The following is an 18,158-nucleotide window of genomic DNA, read 5'->3' on the forward strand; positions in this document are numbered from 1 at the left end:
AAGGTATTCATTTGGTAAAGAATGGAATTGTTATCAACTACTAAGGGGAGAAAGTTTTTTTATGTAACCAATAACAAGTCCTACACAATCACCATCACCAAGTAGACGACAAACCAGCGCACAAGAATCCCAAGAATTGATTCAGGCCATGACCAACAATCTCCAAGTCGCAAATGAAGTCACAGACCGTTTATCTAGTGGATGTGACCACCTGATTTCCTCTTTAAACTCAGGTGAGCTGACAGGAGCTGCCTACACAGCTGGTAAAGGTCTCTTTACAGATGTTATCATCCCCAGCATCAAGAAGCTTCAAGCAGCGGTAGACGATATCCAACTAGAGTTGACTTCCTACGAACATGCAGATGCTCAGGTCTCAGGATATGGTGATTTGGACCTAGACCAGCTCAAGGAACTGAAAAAATTGAGGGAAGAGCAGTTAGCTATCGTAGAAGCTCAGATTCAAGCGAGGGAGAACTGGCTAAATCAAATCACGGACCTCTTTAGTCTCAATTGGGGGAAAGCCTTCTCTGAGAAGACCATCCTCTACAATACCAAGTTTCAAATCGAGTCAGGTATTCAAGATTTGGATGACAAGATTGAAAAACTAGAATTTTTTGTCTCACAGGTTTCCCAGTATTTCAACGATAGCCTAGAAATCCTCAGCTTAGCTATCAAGGGAACCACGCAACTAAGTAAAATCATTGTCGACAGCGATGGAAACTACTATGCGGACGGTGTGGACATGAGTTGGGTACAGAAGATGAAGGATGTGAAGATTGAGAGTGCAAAATATGATTCTTCTAAGAAAGCTAAGGATTTGCATAAAGAATACCAAAAAATCTTAGATAAGTTGGAAAATGGAAAAGAACTTAGCGATAAGGAGTTCCAAATTTTAGAATCTTATGTACATCACCATCCTCAAATACAATTTCCTCAAGTTGTAACAGAAAAATTGAAAGCGGAGGCTACCAATAGAGCTAATCCAGAGAAACTTAAGGAAAAAGTTGAAACAATAAAAAAGAGCAACAAAACTTCTATGAAAAAAGTAGACTTAATTGTCAAAGCTTATGAAGATTATTTGTTTTATAGTAATAGAGAAGCGTTTGAGGAGTATTGGAAGAAGAGAAAGGAGTTAACACAAGATAAAGATTGGAAGGATGTTGATAGCAAGATTAAAGATACTATTGAGGATAATCTTAATGTTGAATTAAAAAAATCAGGGATAGATATAAAGGAAGTATATAATAATCTAGCTGATGATATTTTATCTATTCATGAAGGAGACATGAAACAAAGAAACTATCTAATTAACGAAGGTAGAAAAGTATGGAAAAGTCCTGGAGATGATATAATGATAAATTCAGCAGATTTGACACAGGTTGGTATTGACCTTACTGATTTTGTAAATTTGGTAAATACTGGAAAACCTTTAGACTTAAAGAGTAGAAATTATAATGATGAACTTGAATTTTCACTTTGGTCACGTAAGTGGGAAGGTAACTTAAGAGATGATTATTTAGGGAACTATCTGTTTGGATATGTAGCAAAAGGATATTTAGGAATGGAAGATGAGCAGATCAAAAATTATGCAGGTTTAGCTCAATTGGCCTCAGATAAAGATGTTGTTAAATTTTTCAAAAATAAATCAAATGGGAATTTTGGTGATAATGAAGGAGATGCTTCTGCAATCCAAGATGGTATAGATTCATACAAGGAGAATAATAAGTGATTAACAAGAGAAAACAACTTAATAAATGGAATCTAGGATGTTCAGGAGTGGTGGTTGTTGTAACAATCATATTTATATGTTGTATTTATTTGTATTTCAAAAATGCGAATTATACATTGAAACCAGGTGATTCTATAGTTTTAAAAGTTCCGACATCAAAACAAAAAGAATTCTCACCCAAATTATATCTATCTAAGATTTCTGGTGGGAAATTAGAATTATCTGGGAAAACCTCATGGTGGCAGAAGGGAGAAGGAAACCTTTTAGGGACTAACTATGATGTTTTGAAGCAAGAAATTAGCGAAATCTACTCATCGTCAAGTAATATCCCAACAAACATAAAAGAAAACGATACAAATAATAGTATATATTTATCAGAAAAAGGTGTAGTTCTTCAATCTAAAGAATCTTGGGAATTTGAGATTCCAAACGCAAAACAAATAAAAATAACGAATATTTCAGACAGAGACATTAGATTTGAAGCGCAGGTGACAGGTGAATAGAAGAAACTAGAAAAGTAAAATGAAGAAAAATGATTATTTTTTCACTTTGATAGCTTTATTCTTGTCTTCTTTTCTTTGTAAAACTTAAGTTACCAATTTTACACTCCCCTTTTTTCTTTTAGTTCTATACTTCGTGAGGACTATTCATTTCCAGAGTTTCCTTTTTTAGTGATTACTAGGAATCTATTTGTGTAAATTCCCCATACCTCGTCGAAAGCGATGGCAACTACTATGCGGACGGTGTGGACATGAGCTGGGTACAGAAAATGAAGGATGTGAAGATTGAGTCACATAAGCTTGATAAGGATATTTCAGTGACTCAGGCTGAAAAAGATAAGAAAAAAATTGTGGATGATTTAGTATCATCTTACAACCTGGATGAATCTACGGCAAATGCACTCTATAAGCTCCAGCAGGGAATTTTGAAAAAGACAAAACAAGAAGGATGGACTAATGAAAAAGTTATCTACGAGTACAATAGACTAGTTGCTTCCTTTGTGCCAGATAATTTTTTAGCGCTTAGATATAAAGCTATTGCTGGAGTAGTTGAGTTAGAAGAAAGAGATGAGCTTAGTAAAGAATATGGTCTCTCTTCTACTGAAATTAAACTTTTGAAAATTAAACTTCCTGAACAGCACAATGACTCAACTAGTCATAAAGATTATGCCCATGAAGCAATTCAGCTTGCGGCATTTACTGAACAAAGCTGGAGTTTGAATTCTTATTCAATTGCTCATGCTATGAGTGAGGTGGGAAATACTGCTAGAATTAATATCCCAGGTAGTACAGCCTCACTGCCTTATCCCATGGAAAGGTATGAAATTTCTTTCAAGGGTGATGTGGATTCAGGTCGTTATGGAGATACCGACTTTAATTCTGACATAGATCCAATTAATAGTTATGATTTAATGAAAAACGTTAATCAAAAAGATATTTTTAAATCACAAGCAGACTATAATCAGAAAGTTGAGTCTAATACTATTAATCGAGTTGAAGAATTTTATAAAAATCTTGGGAAAGGAAATACTAAAATTGGCAAAGATATTGTTCGTTACATTGTAACAGATGGTAATACGATAGGTAGTATGTATATAACTCAGGGTCAGTCAAATGAAGAAATAAGGAAAAATCAAGAAGCTTTCTTTGATTATTTAGAAAGAGGGGAAGAAACTAATGTCAGATAAAGTAAAACAGTTTAAATGGTTGATTGTATTGTCCTTGTTCCTATTAGCGATTCCTTTATATTTTACTTACAATCATTTTCAACAATCTAGTGCTTTAAAAAAAGCTTTTGAAAAAAATGAAAGAATTGAAGTTCTTCATCGTTTGACATCATCAGAAAAGTATGCGTCTGACATCCGCAAAGCAGGCTATACTATTCCTTCTGACGGAGCTATTCGATTGGATGGAGTTATTTATCCCATCGAAATAGAAGGAGATTTACATTTAAAAATTAGCCCTCCTAAAAAGGATGCTAAGGATTTTCAGTTATTTTTCATCACACGGGTTCATGAAAAACAAACGCATGTAGCTTTTATTTTAGATAAAAATCTGAATTTAATTGATTCCAGCTATTCTCAGCAAAATGATAACGGGAAAAGAGAGATTATTTCTGTCTCACAATCCGAAGAAGCTTACTTGTTGAAAAGTGTTCAAAGCGAGATTGATGCTTTCATGAAAAAGATGTATCAGACCTTGTATGAATAGTTTACCAGATAAAGTGGCTTCTTCCTCGACACAATGCTGTATGAATAACTGGGCGTGTTGAGGAATTCTATACTGTGATGGGAAATGGGGATAAAGCTAACGGTAAACTTATGGTTGAAACGCTTATTGAAAATAATACGATAGGAGGCAACTTTATTAAATATGGCTTTGACCTCAATATTTTTATTGGAAAACCTAATGACAAGGAAGAGGGTTGGAAACAAGATTTCTATGGTTACTTAGACAGAGGGGATGAAAAAAATGTCGGGACTTAAAAAAATACTAATCGTGATTGCTTCTGTAATTGCCTTAGCTACTGGCTTGAATCTTTATTTTCAGTATCAAAACCACCAAGAACATATGCAATTAAAAACCTCCTTTGAAGAGAGTGACAATATAGTCGTCTTACAACGTTTGATGGCATCAGAAAAATATGCACCTGACATCCGTAAAGCGGGCTATGTCGTTCCTCCCGATGGAGCTATTCGCTTGGATGGAGGAATTGACTCCATAGAGATAAAAGGAGACATCGATTTGAAAATCTCAAATCCTGGAAAGAATGAAGTCACTGTTTTATTTGAAACAACAGTAAAAGAGGAAAAAATAGATGTCTACTATATTTTAGATAATCAGTTAACCATAAAACGTAGTTACTATTCTAATATTAGTAATCAAAAAATAAAAGAGAGTGTGGACATCTCTCAAGCCGAAGAAGAGCGCCTATTAAAAATTGTTCAAAAAGAGCTTGAGGCTTTCATGGAAAAGATGTATCAGACTTTGTATGGATAGTTTGTTGTATTAGACTCAGGTGAGCTGACAGGAGCAGCCTACACAGCAGGCAAAGGTCTCTTTACAGAGATAATCATCCCCAGCATCAAGAAGTTGCAAGAAGCGATAGACGACAAGCCAGCACACTTTGAAGCTCAAGTGGTGGATAGGTAAAATTTCAGCTCTCAAATGAGGGCTTTTTTAGCTTCAAGTTTCAAAAAAGAAGCAAATGTGATATACTAAAGAACGAGTATTCTATTAGAATTAGGACAAGTAATATGAAACAAACGATTATTCTTTTATACGGTGGGCGTAGTGCAGAGCGTGAAGTCTCTGTCCTTTCAGCTGAAAGTGTTATGCGTGCGGTCAACTACGACCATTTCACAGTCAAGACTTTCTTTATCAGCCAGTCAGGTGACTTTATCAAGACTCAGGAATTTAGCCAGACTCCAGGTCAAGAGGATTGTCTCATGACCAATGAAACGATTGATTGGAATAAGAAAGTTGCACCAAGTGCCATCTACGAAGAAGGTGCAGTGGTCTTTCCAGTTCTTCATGGCCCAATGGGAGAGGATGGCTCTGTTCAAGGATTCTTGGAAGTTTTAAAAATGCCTTACGTAGGTTGCAATATCTTGTCATCTAGTCTTGCCATGGATAAAATTACGACCAAGCGAGTTTTAGAATCTGTCGGGATTGCCCAAGTTCCTTATGTGGCCATCGTCGAAGGTGATGATGTGACTGCTAAAATCGCTGAAGTTGAAGAAAAATTGACTTATCCAGTCTTCACAAAACCATCAAACATGGGATCAAGTGTCGGTATTTCTAAGTCTGAAAACCAAGAAGATCTCCGTCAAGCATTAGAACTTGCCTTCCAATATGACAGTCGTGTCTTGGTGGAGCAAGGAGTGAATGCTCGTGAAATCGAGGTTGGTCTCTTGGGGAACTACGATGTCAAGAGTACACTTCCTGGTGAAGTGGTCAAGGATGTTGCCTTTTATGACTATGATGCCAAATATATCGATAACAAGATTACCATGGATATCCCAGCCAAGATTAGTGATGATGTAGTAGCTGTCATGCGTCAAAATGCAGAAACTGCCTTCCGTGCGATTGGTGGCCTCGGTCTGTCTCGTTGCGATTTCTTCTATACAGATAAGGGAGAGATTTTCCTAAACGAGCTGAATACCATGCCAGGTTTTACCCAGTGGTCTATGTATCCACTACTTTGGGACAATATGGGAATCAGCTACCCAGAACTAATTGAGCATTTGGTTGATCTTGCTAAGCAAAGTTTTGACAAGCGCGAAGCGCATTTGCTATAAAATGAAAGAGAGGGTAGGAGCCAGAACTATCACTGCAAGGTGACTAGAGTTCTCGGACTTCAACCCTTTTTAAAGGAGTAGAAATGAAATTAACAATCCATGAAGTGGCCCAAGTTGTCGGAGCTAAAAATGATATCAGCATTTTTGAGGATACCAAGTTAGAAAAGGCCGAGTTTGATAGTCGCTTAATTGCGGCAGGGGATTTATTTGTGCCCCTCAAAGGGGCGCGTGATGGCCATGACTTTATAGAAACAGCTTTTGAAAATGGCGCTGCTGCAACCCTGTCTGAGAAAGAGGTTGCAAATCATCCCTATATTCTAGTAGATGATGTTTTGACTGCCTTTCAAACCCTAGCTGCCTACTATCTTGAAAAAACAGCAGTTGATGTCTTTGCTGTTACAGGTTCAAATGGTAAGACAACGACCAAGGATATGTTAGCTCACTTGCTATCAACAAGCTACAAAACATACAAAACACAAGGCAACTACAATAACGAGATTGGCCTTCCCTACACAGTTCTCCACATGCCTGAAGGAACAGAAAAGTTGGTCTTGGAGATGGGGCAGAATCACTTGGGCGATATTCATCTCTTGTCAGAATTGGCTCGTCCAAAAACAGCCATCGTGACCTTGGTTGGCGAAGCCCACTTGGCCTTTTTCAAAGACCGTTCTGAGATTGCTAAAGGAAAAATGCAAATTGCAGATGGTATGGCTTCAGGTTCTTTACTCTTAGCACCAGCAGATCCGATTGTAGAGGCTTACGTGCCTACTGATAAAAAGGTGATTCGTTTTGGTTCAGGAGCAGAGTTGGAAATTACAGACTTGATTGAGCGTAAGGACAGTCTGACTTTTAAAGCTAATTTCTTGGAACAAGCTCTTGATTTGCCAGTGACTGGTAAGTACAATGCGACAAATGCTATGATTGCATCCTATGTTGCCCTACAAGAAGGAGTTTCAGAGGAGAAAATTCGTTTGGCTTTCCAACATCTTGAATTGACGCGTAACCGTACCGAGTGGAAGAAAGCTGCCAATGGAGCAGATATCCTATCAGATGTTTACAATGCCAATCCAACAGCTATGAAACTGATTTTAGAGACTTTCTCTGCCATTCCAGCCAATGAAGGTGGCAAGAAAATTGCAGTTTTGGCGGATATGAAGGAACTTGGTGCCCAGTCTGTTCAACTCCATAATCAGATGATTTTGAGCCTTTCTCCAGATGTGCTTGATACCGTTATTTTCTATGGAGAAGACATTGCCGAATTAGCCCAATTGGCCAGTCAAATGTTCCCAATCGGCCACATTTATTACTTCAAGAAAACAGAAGAACAAGACCAATTTGAAGACCTAGTTAAGCAGGTCAAGGAAAGTCTAGGAGCTAATGATCAAATCTTGCTCAAGGGTTCTAACTCCATGAATCTAGCTAAGCTGGTAGAAAGTTTAGAAAATGAATGCAAGTGATTTTGCCAAGTATCTGCAAAGAATGATTGCCATTACAGATACTGGATTAACCTTTACAAAAGATCCTTTTGACCGCGAGCGTTACGAGGACTTGCGAAGCCTGTTATCTGAAATGTTGAATCAGGGATTAGACATAGATGCAGAAGAAGTGGCAGAAGCCTTGAAACCAACTTCCGCTTATGCAACTTCTCTGATGGACATCTGTGCTTGGATTGTTGAGGATGAAAAGTCTGTTTAGTTAGAGGAAAAGGAGAGGATAGTTGGGCTTTGCCAGGTGGATTTGGTGAGGTCGGCTATTCTCCAACCGAAAATATTCTTAAGGAAATTGAAGAAGAAACCGGTTGTACAGCAAAAGCTGAAAGGTTATTTGCAGTTTTTGATACCAATCGTTTCCAACTACAGAGCAAACAATATGCAAAATTTGTCTTTGAATGTAAGCTTCTTGATGGACAATTTCAAGAGAATCAAGAAATTGCTGAGCTTCAATTTTTTGCCATTAACCAACTGCCAGTCTTATCTGAAAAACGCATCACCAAGGAGCAAATGGAGATTCTTTGGCAGGTTTATAAAGGACAAAGAGACCAATATGTCGATTAGTTTATGCTAGAGAAGTCGACAAATCAAAAAAAGGTGTCTGTAAAGTGCATTTCTGCAATACAAATGATATAATAGGTTGCGAATTTAAGACGCAAGTGTTCTATGAATAGTATAGAATCAAGTTTTTTCAAAAAATTTAAAAGCTGGAGAAAGTGAATTTTTTACCGCCTCTGGCTAGATGAATGAGGAAGAGAATATGAATTTGTGGGATCAATTGTTTACCACGCAGATATCAGAACCGCCCCAGTTTGAACTCCACTGGTATATTGGTTTGTTATGTATACTGGCCTTTACTTTCTACGCTTCTTATCGTTTTCGTGACAAAGTGGCTTACCAACGATTTATTCAGATTCTTCAATCTGTTCAACTGATTATTCTGTATAGCTGGTATTGGGGAAACCATCTGCCCCTGTCAGAAAGTTTACCCTTCTATCATTGCCGTGTAGCCATGTTTGTCTTGCTCCTGATCCCGGGAACCTCTAAGTACAAGCAATACTTTGCCCTTCTAGGAACCTTTGGGGCAACAGTGGCTCTGACTTATCCACTATTTGATCCTTATCCGTTTCCACACGTGACCATCCTGTCCTTCATTATCGGACATGTGGCACTTTTGGGAAATGCACTCTTATACTTGTTTAAAAACTATGAAGCTTCCCTGCTCAACTTCAAAAATGTAGCGGTGATTACCTTCACCTTGAACGCTTTGATATGGGTTGTTAATTTAGTTGTCAGTGGGGATTATGGTTTCTTAAAGAGACCGCCACTTGTTGGGAATCACGGACAACTTTTGAATTACATTATTGTTTCGAGCGTTATCGTGATGGCAATTTGCGTAACAGCAAAATTGCTAGAGATTTTTTTACAGCAAAAATCAGAAGAATTTATTCAAGAGAAGGTCTAAATAGACCTTCTTTTTTTGATGGGTTATAAATATTATCGAATTGTTGACAAGAACATCAAAAACTTTTTCCAGAAGAAAAATTTTCTAATATTTTCTCAAAAAACATGCAGGAAATTTACGAAAAATTAAGCATGATTAGTTTTTTTGTGTTATAATATTCTTTGAATAGCTATGCCCAAACATAGTTATTAAATAGAAGTGAGAAACTTGGAAGATAGAGAGGATGCGATGTAATGACTAGAGATGGTTTTTTTACAGGCTTAGATATCGGAACTAGCTCCATTAAGGTGTTAGTTGCTGAGCATAGAGATGGCGAAGTAAATGTAATTGGTGTTAGTAATGCCAAAAGTAAAGGTGTAAAAGACGGAATTATTGTTGATATTGAAGCAGCTGCTTCAGCAATCAAATCCGCAATCACACAGGCAGAAGAGAAAGCAGGCATTTCTATCAAGTCTGTCAACGTTGGTCTTCCAGCAAATCTCTTGCAGGTCGAACCAACACAAGGAATGATTCCTGTTACGTCGGATACAAAAGAAATCACAGATCAGGATGTTGAAGATGTTGTTAAGTCAGCTTTGACAAAGAGCATGACTCCTGATCGTGAAGTGATTACCTTTATTCCAGAAGAATTCATCGTGGATGGTTTCCAAGGAATCCGTGACCCTCGTGGTATGATGGGTGTCCGTTTGGAAATGCGTGGTCTGCTTTACACAGGTCCTCGTACGATTCTACACAATCTTCGCAAGACAGTTGAGCGTGTAGGTATCCAGGTTGATAATGTGATTATTTCACCTTTGGCGATTGTGAACTCAGTTCTCAATGAAGGCGAACGTGAATTTGGTGCAACTGTCATTGATATGGGTGGAGGTCAGACTACTGTAGCGACTATCCGCAACCAAGAATTGCAATTCACCAACATCTACCAAGAAGGTGGAGATTACGTTACAAAAGACATTTCTAAAGTCTTGAAAACATCTCAAAAGATTGCAGAAAGTTTAAAACTGAACTATGGTGAAGCTTATGTTCCGCTAGCAAGTAACGAAACTTTCCAAGTTGAAGTAATTGGCGAAGTAGAGCCTGTTGAAGTGACAGAGAGCTACTTAGCAGAAATTATCTCAGCACGCATCAAACATATCTTTGACCAAATCAAACAAGAGTTGGAAAGAAGACACTTGTTGGATTTGCCAGGAGGTATCGTCCTTATCGGTGGAAATGCAATTTTGCCGGGCGTTGTTGAATTAGCTCAAGAAGTATTTGGTGTTCGTGTAAAACTCTATGTACCAAATCAGGTTGGAATTCGCAACCCTGCATTTGCTCACGTAATTAGTTTATCTGAGTTTGCTGGTAAATTGACTGAAGTCAATCTTCTTGCTCAAAAAGCAGTTAAAGGAGATGAATTCCTTCGTCAAAAACCAATTAACTTTGGCATTCCAAATCAACGTTTGAATCCTGTGGCGCAACCAAGCCCAGCACAAGCAGCTCCAGCTGAAACTGTGCAGGAAGTTCCAGTTGCTCCCAAGGAAGAATTCCAAGCAAGTTCTCAAAGTAAACCGAAGCTAACAGAACGTTTCCGTGGTTTGATCGGAAGCATGTTTGATGAATAAAAGAGGATAAGAAATTATGACATTTTCATTTGATACAGCAGCAGCTCAAGGCGCAGTTATTAAGGTAATTGGTGTCGGTGGTGGTGGTGGTAACGCCATCAACCGTATGGTTGACGAGGGTGTTGCTGGTGTAGAATTTATCGCAGCCAACACTGATGTACAAGCACTTAGCAGTACGAAAGCAGAAACCGTTATCCAACTTGGTCCCAAATTGACTCGTGGTTTGGGTGCTGGAGGTCGTCCAGAAGTTGGACGCAAAGCTGCAGAAGAAAGCGAAGAAGCTTTGACGGAAGCAATCAGCGGTGCAGACATGGTCTTCATCACTGCTGGTATGGGTGGTGGATCTGGTACAGGTGCTGCCCCTGTTATTGCACGTATCGCTAAAGATCTTGGTGCTCTTACAGTTGGTGTCGTGACACGTCCTTTCGGATTTGAAGGAAGCAAACGTGGTCAGTACGCTGTAGAAGGAATTAATGAACTTCGCGAGCATGTTGATACTTTGTTGATTATCTCTAACAATAACTTACTTGAAATTGTTGACAAGAAAACACCGCTTCTTGAAGCTCTTAGTGAAGCAGATAACGTTCTTCGCCAAGGTGTTCAAGGGATCACTGACTTGATCACGAACCCAGGATTGATTAACCTTGACTTTGCTGACGTGAAGACTGTAATGGCAAACAAAGGGAATGCCCTTATGGGTATCGGTATCGGTAGTGGTGAAGAGCGCGTTGTTGAAGCGGCTCGCAAAGCAATTTACTCTCCACTTCTTGAAACAACTATCGATGGTGCAGAGGATGTGATTGTCAACGTTACTGGTGGTCTTGATTTAACTTTGATTGAAGCAGAAGAAGCTTCAGAAATTGTCAATCAAGCAGCTGGTAAAGGTGTAAACATCTGGCTTGGAACATCTATCGACGAAAGCATGAAGGATGAAATCCGTGTGACTGTTGTAGCGACAGGTGTTCGTCAAGAACGACTAGAAAAAGTAGTCGGGTCTGCTACCAACCAACCAGTTGGTCGACCATCAACTAAAACTCCACAAGCACACACATTTGACCGTCAATTCGACTTGGAAGAGACAGCAGAACTGCCTAAATCAAGTCCACGTCGCTTTGAAACAAACCAAGCATCTGCTTTTGGAGATTGGGACTTGCGCCGTGAGTCAATTGTTCGCCAAACAGATCCCGTTGTTTCACCAGTTGAACGCTTTGAAACACCAGTTTCACAAGATGAGGATGAATTGGACACACCTCCATTCTTCAAAAATCGTTAATCAATGAATTTGAAAAAAAACACTGAATTAGTTTTTCAGCAAATTGCTGATGCTAGTCAAAAAGCCAACCGTAATCTAGATGCTGTTTCAGTAATCGCAGTGACAAAATATGTAGATGTACAAACAGCGGAAGCCTTGCTTCCGCTTGGCATCCATCATATCGGTGAAAATCGAGTTGATAAATTTTTAGAAAAATATCAAGCCTTGAAAGATTACCCAGTCACTTGGCATTTAATAGGAACACTACAGAGACGGAAAGTAAAAGAAGTAATCCCATATGTGGATTACTTTCATGCTTTAGACTCTCTAAAATTAGCCCAGGAAATTCAAAAGAGAACAGATCATGTTATTAAGTGTTTCTTGCAGGTTAATATTTCTGGGGAAGAAAGCAAGCATGGGTTTTCAAAAGAAGAATTGCTAGAACTTTTGCCAGAATTGGCTAAGTTAGATCAGATTGAGTATGTTGGTTTAATGACCATGGCTCCTTTTGAGGCAGACAGTGATGAATTGAAAGAAATTTTCAAGGATACGCAGGCTCTGCAAGCAGAAATTAGAGAAAAACAAATCCCTAATATGCCGATGACAGAGCTAAGTATGGGAATGAGTCGTGATTTTAAAGAAGCGATTCAGTTCGGCTCAACCTTTGTTCGAATCGGTACAGCATTTTTTAAATAGGAGAGAGCTATGTCTTTAAAAGATAGATTCGATAAATTTATAGATTATTTTACAGAAGATGGGGAAGAAACGACTAACTACCAGACTCAACAAGAGGAAACAGTTAGCCCAGCCATCTCATCTTCTAAAGAATTACCAGCACCTGCNCAGTCAGGATCAGCAAAAGATGCGAATATTACTCGCCTCCATGCTCGTCAACAAGAGTTGGCAAAGCAAAACCATCACTCAGATGAGAAAGTGACGATTGATGTTCGTTATCCAAGAAAGTATGAGGATGCAACTGAGATTGTTGATTTGTTAACTGGAAATGAAAGTATCTTGATTGATTTCCAATACATGACAGAAGTACAAGCGCGCCGCTGCCTTGATTACTTGGACGGAGCCCGTCACGTCTTGGCTGGAAATATGAAAAAAGTTGCGAGTACGATGTATCTATTGACGCCTGTCAACGTTATCGTGAATATTGAGGATATCAAACTTCCAGACGAATCACAAGGTGCCGAGTTCGGCTTTGATATTAAACGAAATAGAGCAAGATAATGATTTTCTTAATCCGTTTAATTCAAAATGCAGTTAGCATTTACTCCATCATTCTCGTTGCATTTGCTCTTCTTTCATGGTTTCCAAATGCCTATGAAAGTCAACTAGGTCGCTTAGTCATCAGACTTGCTCGTCCAGTTATCGAGCCTCTTCGTAAGCTCAATTTACAATTTGCTGGTCTTGATTTTACGGTTTGGGCCGCGCTGATTCTGATCCAGTTTCTTGGAAATCTCTTAACACGACTAGTACTATTACTATGACAGTAAATCGAGCCATTTATCAGCATTTTTCCCAAAATGATATTCCCTTTATTGATAAGGGTTTAGAGTGGATCAAGCGGGTAGAAGATACATATGCACCAGTGCTTACTCCTTTTATCAATCCCCATCAGGAACAGATCTTGAGGGTGCTAGCTGGGACATATGGACTGGGTTGCCAAAGTAGTGGTGATTTTCTTCCGACGGAGTCGGTTCGTGTTCTTCTCTATCCAGATTACTTTGAACCGGAAATATCAGACTTTGAAATGGCCTTGTTGGAAATTTGCTATCCGAGTAAGTTTGAGCAACTGAGTCATGGAAAAATATTGGGAACAATCATCAACCAACTAGGAATTAACCGTAAATTATTTGGTGATATCTTGGTAGATGAAAAGAGAGCACAGATTTTTGTCAATCGTGATTTCATTCCTCTTTTTCAGGATGGAATAAGAAAGATTGGCAGACTTCCTGTATCGCTGGAGGAACGTCCTTTTACCGATAGGATTATATCTAAAATTGACTTTAGAGAACGAGAAATTTTAGTTTCGAGTTTTCGATTGGATGCCCTCTTATCAAGTGCCTTGAAATTATCTAGAAACCAAGCTAGTCAACTGATTGAGAAAAAATCTGTTCAGGTAAATTATCATCTGGTTGAAAAATCTGATTACCAGGTTGCCGTTGGAGATTTGATTAGTGTGAGAAAGTTTGGCCGTCTAAAAGTTGTCAAAGACAATGGACAGACAAAAAAAGACAAGATAAAATTAAGCATTCAATTATTATTAAGTAAGTGAGGAAAAGTATGCCAATTACATCGTTAGAAATTAAAGATAAAACCTTTGGTACAAGATTTAGAGGTTTTGACCCAGAAGAAGTAGATGAATTTCTTGATATCGTTGTTCGTGACTATGAAGATTTGGTTCGTAGTAATCATGACAAAGAAACACACATCAAGAGTTTGGAAGAACGTTTGTCTTACTTTGATGAGATGAAAGATTCCTTGAGTCAGTCAGTTTTGATTGCTCAAGATACTGCGGAGCGTGTCAAACAGGCTGCTCAAGAACGTTCGAACAATATTATTCAACAAGCTGAACAAGACGCTCAGCGTTTGCTAGAAGAAGCAAAATACAAGGCAAATGAAATTCTCCGTCAGGCAACAGATAACGCTAAGAAAGTGGCTGTTGAGACAGAAGAGTTGAAAAACAAGAGTCGTGTANTCCATCAACGCCTCAAGTCTACGATTGAAAGTCAATTGGCTATTGTTGAGTCATCAGATTGGGAAGACATTCTTCGCCCAACAGCAACGTATCTTCAAACAAGCGATGAAGCCTTTAAAGAAGTGGTGGGTGAAGTTCTTGGTGAAACTATTCCTTCACAACCTGAGGAAGAGCCAATTGATATGACTCGTCAATTCACACCAGAAGAGGTTGCTGAGTTGCAAGCTCGTATCGAGGCTGGAAATAAAGAATTGGCTGAGTTTGAAGCTCAACAGAATCAACATACAGATGAAAGTGAACAACATGAAGAGTCAGTTGACGTAGAAACTACTGCAGCAACTGAGGAAGATGCAAACAAAGAATCTGTTCTTATCCTATAAAAGTAAATGTGAGAACAAAATCTAACCAACTAAATTTTCAGCGAGCGGGAGATGGTGTGAGCCCTGCAATCCCTAGTCGTTAGATTATCCTCTCAACGAATCCAGTCTGAAAACAGTAAGACTGGACGTTCCCCACGTTACGGGAAAAGAGGAAAAGAGACCCTGTCTTTTTTCGAACAAAGGTGGTACCACGATTTTCGTCCTTTTTGGAAGTCGTGGTTTTTAATTTGTTAATATTTATAAAGGAGATACCATGAAACTCAAAGATACCCTTAACCTTGGTAAAACAGCTTTCCCAATGCGTGCAGGACTTCCTACCAAAGAGCCACTCTGGCAAAAGGAATGGGAAGATGCAAAACTTTACCAACGTCGTCAAGAATTGAACCAAGGAAAACCGCATTTCACCTTGCACGATGGACCTCCATATGCAAACGGAAATATCCACGTTGGACACTCTATGAACAAGATTTCTAAAGATATTATTGTTCGTTCTAAGTCTATGTCAGGATTTTACGCTCCTTATATTCCTGGTTGGGATACACATGGTTTGCCAATCGAGCAAGTCTTGGCAAAACAAGGCGTGAAACGTAAAGAAATGGACTTGGTTGAGTACTTGAAACTTTGCCGTGAGTATGCTCTTTCTCAAGTAGATAAACAACGAGAAGACTTTAAACGTTTGGGTGTTTCTGGTGACTGGGAAAATCCTTATGTGACCTTGACTCCAGACTATGAAGCGGCTCAAATCCGTGTCTTCGGTGAAATGGCTAAGAAAGGCTATATCTATCGTGGTGCCAAGCCGGTTTACTGGTCATGGTCATCTGAGTCAGCTCTTGCAGAAGCGGAAATTGAATACCATGACTTGCTTTCAACTTCCCTTTACTATGCTAACCGCGTCAAAGATGGCAAAGGTGTCCTAGATACAGATACTTATATCGTCGTATGGACAACTACTCCATTTACCATCACAGCCTCTCGTGGTTTGACAGTTGGAGCAGATATTGATTATGTATTGGTACAACCAACTGGCGAATCTCGTAAGTTTGTGGTTGCTTCAGAATTACTGAATAGTCTTTCTGAAAAATTTGGCTGGGCTGATGTTCAGGTCTTGGCGACCTACCGTGGTCAAGAATTGAATAAAATTGTGACAGCTCACCCATGGGATACGGCTGTAGATGAGTTGGTGATCCTCGGTGACCACGTTACGACTGACTCTGGTACTGGTATTGTCCATACAGCCCCTGGTTTTGGTGAGGACGACTACAATGTCGGTGTTGCTAACGGCCTTGAAGTTGCTGTAACAGTTAACGAACGCGGTATTATGATGGCCAATGCTGGTTCTGACTTTGAAGGTCAATTCTATGACAAGGTTGTACCAACTGTTATTGAAAAACTGGGCGATTTGCTCCTTGCTCAAGAAGAAATCTCCCACTCATACCCATTTGACTGGCGTACCAAGAAACCAATCATCTGGCGTGCTGTTCCACAATGGTTTGCCTCAGTTTCAAAATTCCGCCAAGAAATCTTGGACGAAATTGAAAAAGTGAAATTCCATTCAGAATGGGGTAAAGTGCGTCTTTACAACATGATTCGCGACCGTGGCGACTGGGTTATCTCTCGTCAACGTGCTTGGGGAGTTCCACTTCCTATCTTCTATGCTGAAGACGGTACAGCAATCATGACTGCTGAAACCATCGAGCACGTGGCTCAACTCTTTGAGGAACACGGTTCTATCATCTGGTGGGAACGTGATGCCAAAGACCTCTTGCCAGAAGGATTTAACCACCCAGGTTCACCAAATGGCGAGTTCAAGAAAGAAACAGACATCATGGACGTATGGTTTGACTCAGGTTCATCATGGAATGGTGTTTTGGTCAATCGTCCAAATCTGACTTATCCAGCTGACCTTTACCTAGAAGGTTCTGACCAATACCGTGGTTGGTTCAACTCATCACTCATTACATCTGTTGCCAACCATGGCGTAGCACCTTACAAACAAATCTTGTCACAAGGTTTTACCCTTGATGGTAAAGGTGAGAAGATGTCTAAATCTCTTGGAAATACCATTGCTCCAAGTGATGTTGAAAAACAATTTGGTGCTGAAATCTTGCGTCTTTGGGTAACAAGTGTTGACTCAAGCAATGACGTGCGTATTTCTATGGATATCTTGAGCCAAGTCTCTGAAACTTACCGTAAGATTCGTAACACCCTTCGTTTCTTGATGGCTAACACTTCTGACTTTAACCCAGCTCAAGATTCAGTCGCTTATGAAGAACTACGTTCAGTTGATAAGTACATGACGATTCGCTTTAACCAGCTTGTCAAGACCATTCGTGATGCTTATGCTGACTTTGAATTCTTAACCATCTACAAGGCCTTGGTGAACTTTATCAACGTTGATTTGTCAGCCTTCTACCTTGATTTTGCTAAAGACGTTGTTTACATCGAAGGTGCCAAATCACTCGAACGTCATCAAATGCAGACAGTCTTCTATGACATTCTTGTCAAAATCACCAAACTCTTGACACCAATCCTTCCTCACACTGCAGAAGAAATCTGGTCATATCTTGAGTTTGAAGCTGAAGAATTTGTGCAATTGTCAGAATTGCCAGAAGCGGAAACTTTTGCCAACCAAGAAGAAATCTTGGATACTTGGTCAGCTTTCATGGACTTCCGTGGACAGGTTCAAAAAGCCTTGGAAGAAGCTCGTAATGCAAAAGTAATCGGTAAATCACTTGAGGCTCACTTGACAGTTTACCCAAATGAAGTGGTGAAAACTCTTCTTGGAGCAGTAGATAGCAATGTGGCTCAACTTTTGATCGTGTCAGAATTGACTATTGCAGAAGAACCAGCTCCAGAAGGCACAGTTAGCTTTGAGGATGTAGCCTTCACAGTTGAACGCGCTGCAGGTGAAGTATGTGACCGCTGCCGTCGTATCGATCCAACTACTGCAGAACGTAGCTACCACGCAGTTATCTGTGACCACTGTGCAAGCATCGTAGAAGAAAACTTTGCGGACGCGGTCGCAGAAGGATTTGAAGCGAAATAAGGTTGAAAAGTCTAGGGAAAACTTAATTTGAGAAGAAAAGACAACTAATCTTATAGTCTATAAAACGCATTATATCAAGTTTTTGAGGCTCTTTGTCAACTGTAGTGGGTTGATGAAAAGCTATACCCTGGAGAGGACCAAATTGGTTCTCTCCTTTTTGATGTTCAAAGCAATGAGAATTCTAG

The 18,158-nt window shown here is 39.4% G+C and carries 17 protein-coding genes and 1 pseudogene; all 18 read left to right on the forward strand.

Annotated elements, in window-relative coordinates:
- Positions 1–148: 148 nt before the first annotated feature.
- Entirely contained in the window at positions 149–1,729 is a 1,581-nt protein-coding gene (locus tag D8847_RS10635; RefSeq protein ID WP_185757929.1) for a polymorphic toxin type 44 domain-containing protein, read from the forward strand.
- Positions 1,726–2,232 (forward strand): hypothetical protein, encoded by a 507-nt coding sequence (locus D8847_RS05495; RefSeq protein WP_125840892.1) that lies wholly within the window; start codon positions 1,726–1,728, stop codon positions 2,230–2,232. The genes D8847_RS10635 and D8847_RS05495 overlap by 4 nt, the downstream gene beginning before the upstream one ends.
- Positions 2,233–2,480: 248 nt before the next feature.
- Positions 2,481–3,416, forward strand: coding sequence for a hypothetical protein (locus tag D8847_RS05500; protein WP_142999091.1), 936 nt, complete (start codon positions 2,481–2,483; stop codon positions 3,414–3,416).
- Positions 3,406–3,939, forward strand: a complete 534-nt coding sequence (locus D8847_RS05505) for a thiol-disulfide isomerase (RefSeq protein WP_125840894.1) — start codon at positions 3,406–3,408, stop codon at positions 3,937–3,939. The genes D8847_RS05500 and D8847_RS05505 overlap by 11 nt, the downstream gene beginning before the upstream one ends.
- A gap of 74 nt (positions 3,940–4,013) precedes the next feature.
- Complete coding sequence (locus D8847_RS05510) at positions 4,014–4,214, forward strand: hypothetical protein (protein WP_125840895.1); 201 nt, start codon at positions 4,014–4,016, stop codon at positions 4,212–4,214.
- Positions 4,201–4,728 (forward strand): thiol-disulfide isomerase, encoded by a 528-nt coding sequence (locus D8847_RS05515; protein WP_125840896.1) that lies wholly within the window; start codon positions 4,201–4,203, stop codon positions 4,726–4,728. Before D8847_RS05510 ends, D8847_RS05515 begins: the two co-directional genes overlap by 14 nt.
- Positions 4,729–4,985: 257 nt before the next feature.
- A complete protein-coding gene (locus D8847_RS05520; protein WP_125840897.1) occupies positions 4,986–6,029 on the forward strand; it encodes a D-alanine--D-alanine ligase in 1,044 nt (347 codons plus the stop codon).
- 83 nt (positions 6,030–6,112) lie between these two features.
- The gene (locus D8847_RS05525) at positions 6,113–7,486 is read left to right on the forward strand and encodes a UDP-N-acetylmuramoyl-tripeptide--D-alanyl-D-alanine ligase (RefSeq protein WP_125840898.1); all 1,374 of its coding nucleotides are present in this window, start codon (positions 6,113–6,115) and stop codon (positions 7,484–7,486) included.
- Positions 7,473–8,083: pseudogene (locus D8847_RS05530) on the forward strand (NUDIX hydrolase). Before D8847_RS05525 ends, D8847_RS05530 begins: the two are co-directional and overlap by 14 nt.
- Before the next feature lie 196 nt (positions 8,084–8,279).
- The gene (locus D8847_RS05535) at positions 8,280–8,984 is read left to right on the forward strand and encodes a TIGR02206 family membrane protein (protein WP_125840899.1); all 705 of its coding nucleotides are present in this window, start codon (positions 8,280–8,282) and stop codon (positions 8,982–8,984) included.
- Between the two features lie 233 nt (positions 8,985–9,217).
- Positions 9,218–10,588: a cell division protein FtsA gene (ftsA, locus tag D8847_RS05540; RefSeq protein ID WP_125840900.1), complete on the forward strand. Its 1,371-nt coding sequence runs from the start codon at positions 9,218–9,220 to the stop codon at positions 10,586–10,588.
- Positions 10,589–10,604: 16 nt separating this feature from the next.
- The gene (gene ftsZ, locus D8847_RS05545; protein WP_000144258.1) at positions 10,605–11,861 is read left to right on the forward strand and encodes a cell division protein FtsZ; all 1,257 of its coding nucleotides are present in this window, start codon (positions 10,605–10,607) and stop codon (positions 11,859–11,861) included.
- Between the two features lie 3 nt (positions 11,862–11,864).
- Positions 11,865–12,536, forward strand: coding sequence for a YggS family pyridoxal phosphate-dependent enzyme (locus D8847_RS05550; protein ID WP_001049621.1), 672 nt, complete (start codon positions 11,865–11,867; stop codon positions 12,534–12,536).
- A gap of 9 nt (positions 12,537–12,545) precedes the next feature.
- Positions 12,546–13,076, forward strand: coding sequence for a cell division protein SepF (locus D8847_RS05555; protein ID WP_125840901.1), 531 nt, complete (start codon positions 12,546–12,548; stop codon positions 13,074–13,076).
- Complete coding sequence (locus D8847_RS05560; protein WP_125840902.1) at positions 13,076–13,336, forward strand: YggT family protein; 261 nt, start codon at positions 13,076–13,078, stop codon at positions 13,334–13,336. Before D8847_RS05555 ends, D8847_RS05560 begins: the two co-directional genes overlap by 1 nt.
- Positions 13,333–14,124, forward strand: coding sequence for an RNA-binding protein (locus tag D8847_RS05565; protein WP_125840903.1), 792 nt, complete (start codon positions 13,333–13,335; stop codon positions 14,122–14,124). Before D8847_RS05560 ends, D8847_RS05565 begins: the two co-directional genes overlap by 4 nt.
- Positions 14,125–14,132: 8 nt before the next feature.
- On the forward strand, positions 14,133–14,927 hold the full coding sequence (locus D8847_RS05570; RefSeq protein ID WP_125840904.1) for a DivIVA domain-containing protein: 795 nt from the start codon (positions 14,133–14,135) through the stop codon (positions 14,925–14,927).
- A gap of 253 nt (positions 14,928–15,180) precedes the next feature.
- Positions 15,181–17,973 (forward strand): isoleucine--tRNA ligase, encoded by a 2,793-nt coding sequence (gene ileS / locus D8847_RS05575; RefSeq protein ID WP_125840905.1) that lies wholly within the window; start codon positions 15,181–15,183, stop codon positions 17,971–17,973.
- Positions 17,974–18,158: the final 185 nt, after the last annotated feature.

Source organism: Streptococcus mitis, assembly GCF_003942795.1.
Taxonomy (GTDB): Bacteria; Bacillota; Bacilli; order Lactobacillales; family Streptococcaceae; genus Streptococcus; species Streptococcus mitis_BJ.

What these genes read in the sequence shown, in the direction of transcription:
- D8847_RS10635 (WP_185757929.1), top strand. Translation starts at nt 149, where the DNA reads ATGACCAACAATCTCCAAGTCGCAAATGAAGTCACAGACCGTTTATCT.
- D8847_RS05500 (WP_142999091.1), top strand. Translation starts at nt 2,481, where the DNA reads ATGAGCTGGGTACAGAAAATGAAGGATGTGAAGATTGAGTCACATAAG.
- D8847_RS05505 (WP_125840894.1), top strand. Translation starts at nt 3,406, where the DNA reads ATGTCAGATAAAGTAAAACAGTTTAAATGGTTGATTGTATTGTCCTTG.
- D8847_RS05515 (WP_125840896.1), top strand. Translation starts at nt 4,201, where the DNA reads ATGTCGGGACTTAAAAAAATACTAATCGTGATTGCTTCTGTAATTGCC.
- D8847_RS05520 (WP_125840897.1), top strand. Translation starts at nt 4,986, where the DNA reads ATGAAACAAACGATTATTCTTTTATACGGTGGGCGTAGTGCAGAGCGT.
- D8847_RS05525 (WP_125840898.1), top strand. Translation starts at nt 6,113, where the DNA reads ATGAAATTAACAATCCATGAAGTGGCCCAAGTTGTCGGAGCTAAAAAT.
- D8847_RS05535 (WP_125840899.1), top strand. Translation starts at nt 8,280, where the DNA reads ATGAATTTGTGGGATCAATTGTTTACCACGCAGATATCAGAACCGCCC.
- ftsA (WP_125840900.1), top strand. Translation starts at nt 9,218, where the DNA reads ATGACTAGAGATGGTTTTTTTACAGGCTTAGATATCGGAACTAGCTCC.
- ftsZ (WP_000144258.1), top strand. Translation starts at nt 10,605, where the DNA reads ATGACATTTTCATTTGATACAGCAGCAGCTCAAGGCGCAGTTATTAAG.
- D8847_RS05550 (WP_001049621.1), top strand. Translation starts at nt 11,865, where the DNA reads ATGAATTTGAAAAAAAACACTGAATTAGTTTTTCAGCAAATTGCTGAT.
- D8847_RS05560 (WP_125840902.1), top strand. Translation starts at nt 13,076, where the DNA reads ATGATTTTCTTAATCCGTTTAATTCAAAATGCAGTTAGCATTTACTCC.
- D8847_RS05565 (WP_125840903.1), top strand. Translation starts at nt 13,333, where the DNA reads ATGACAGTAAATCGAGCCATTTATCAGCATTTTTCCCAAAATGATATT.
- ileS (WP_125840905.1), top strand. Translation starts at nt 15,181, where the DNA reads ATGAAACTCAAAGATACCCTTAACCTTGGTAAAACAGCTTTCCCAATG.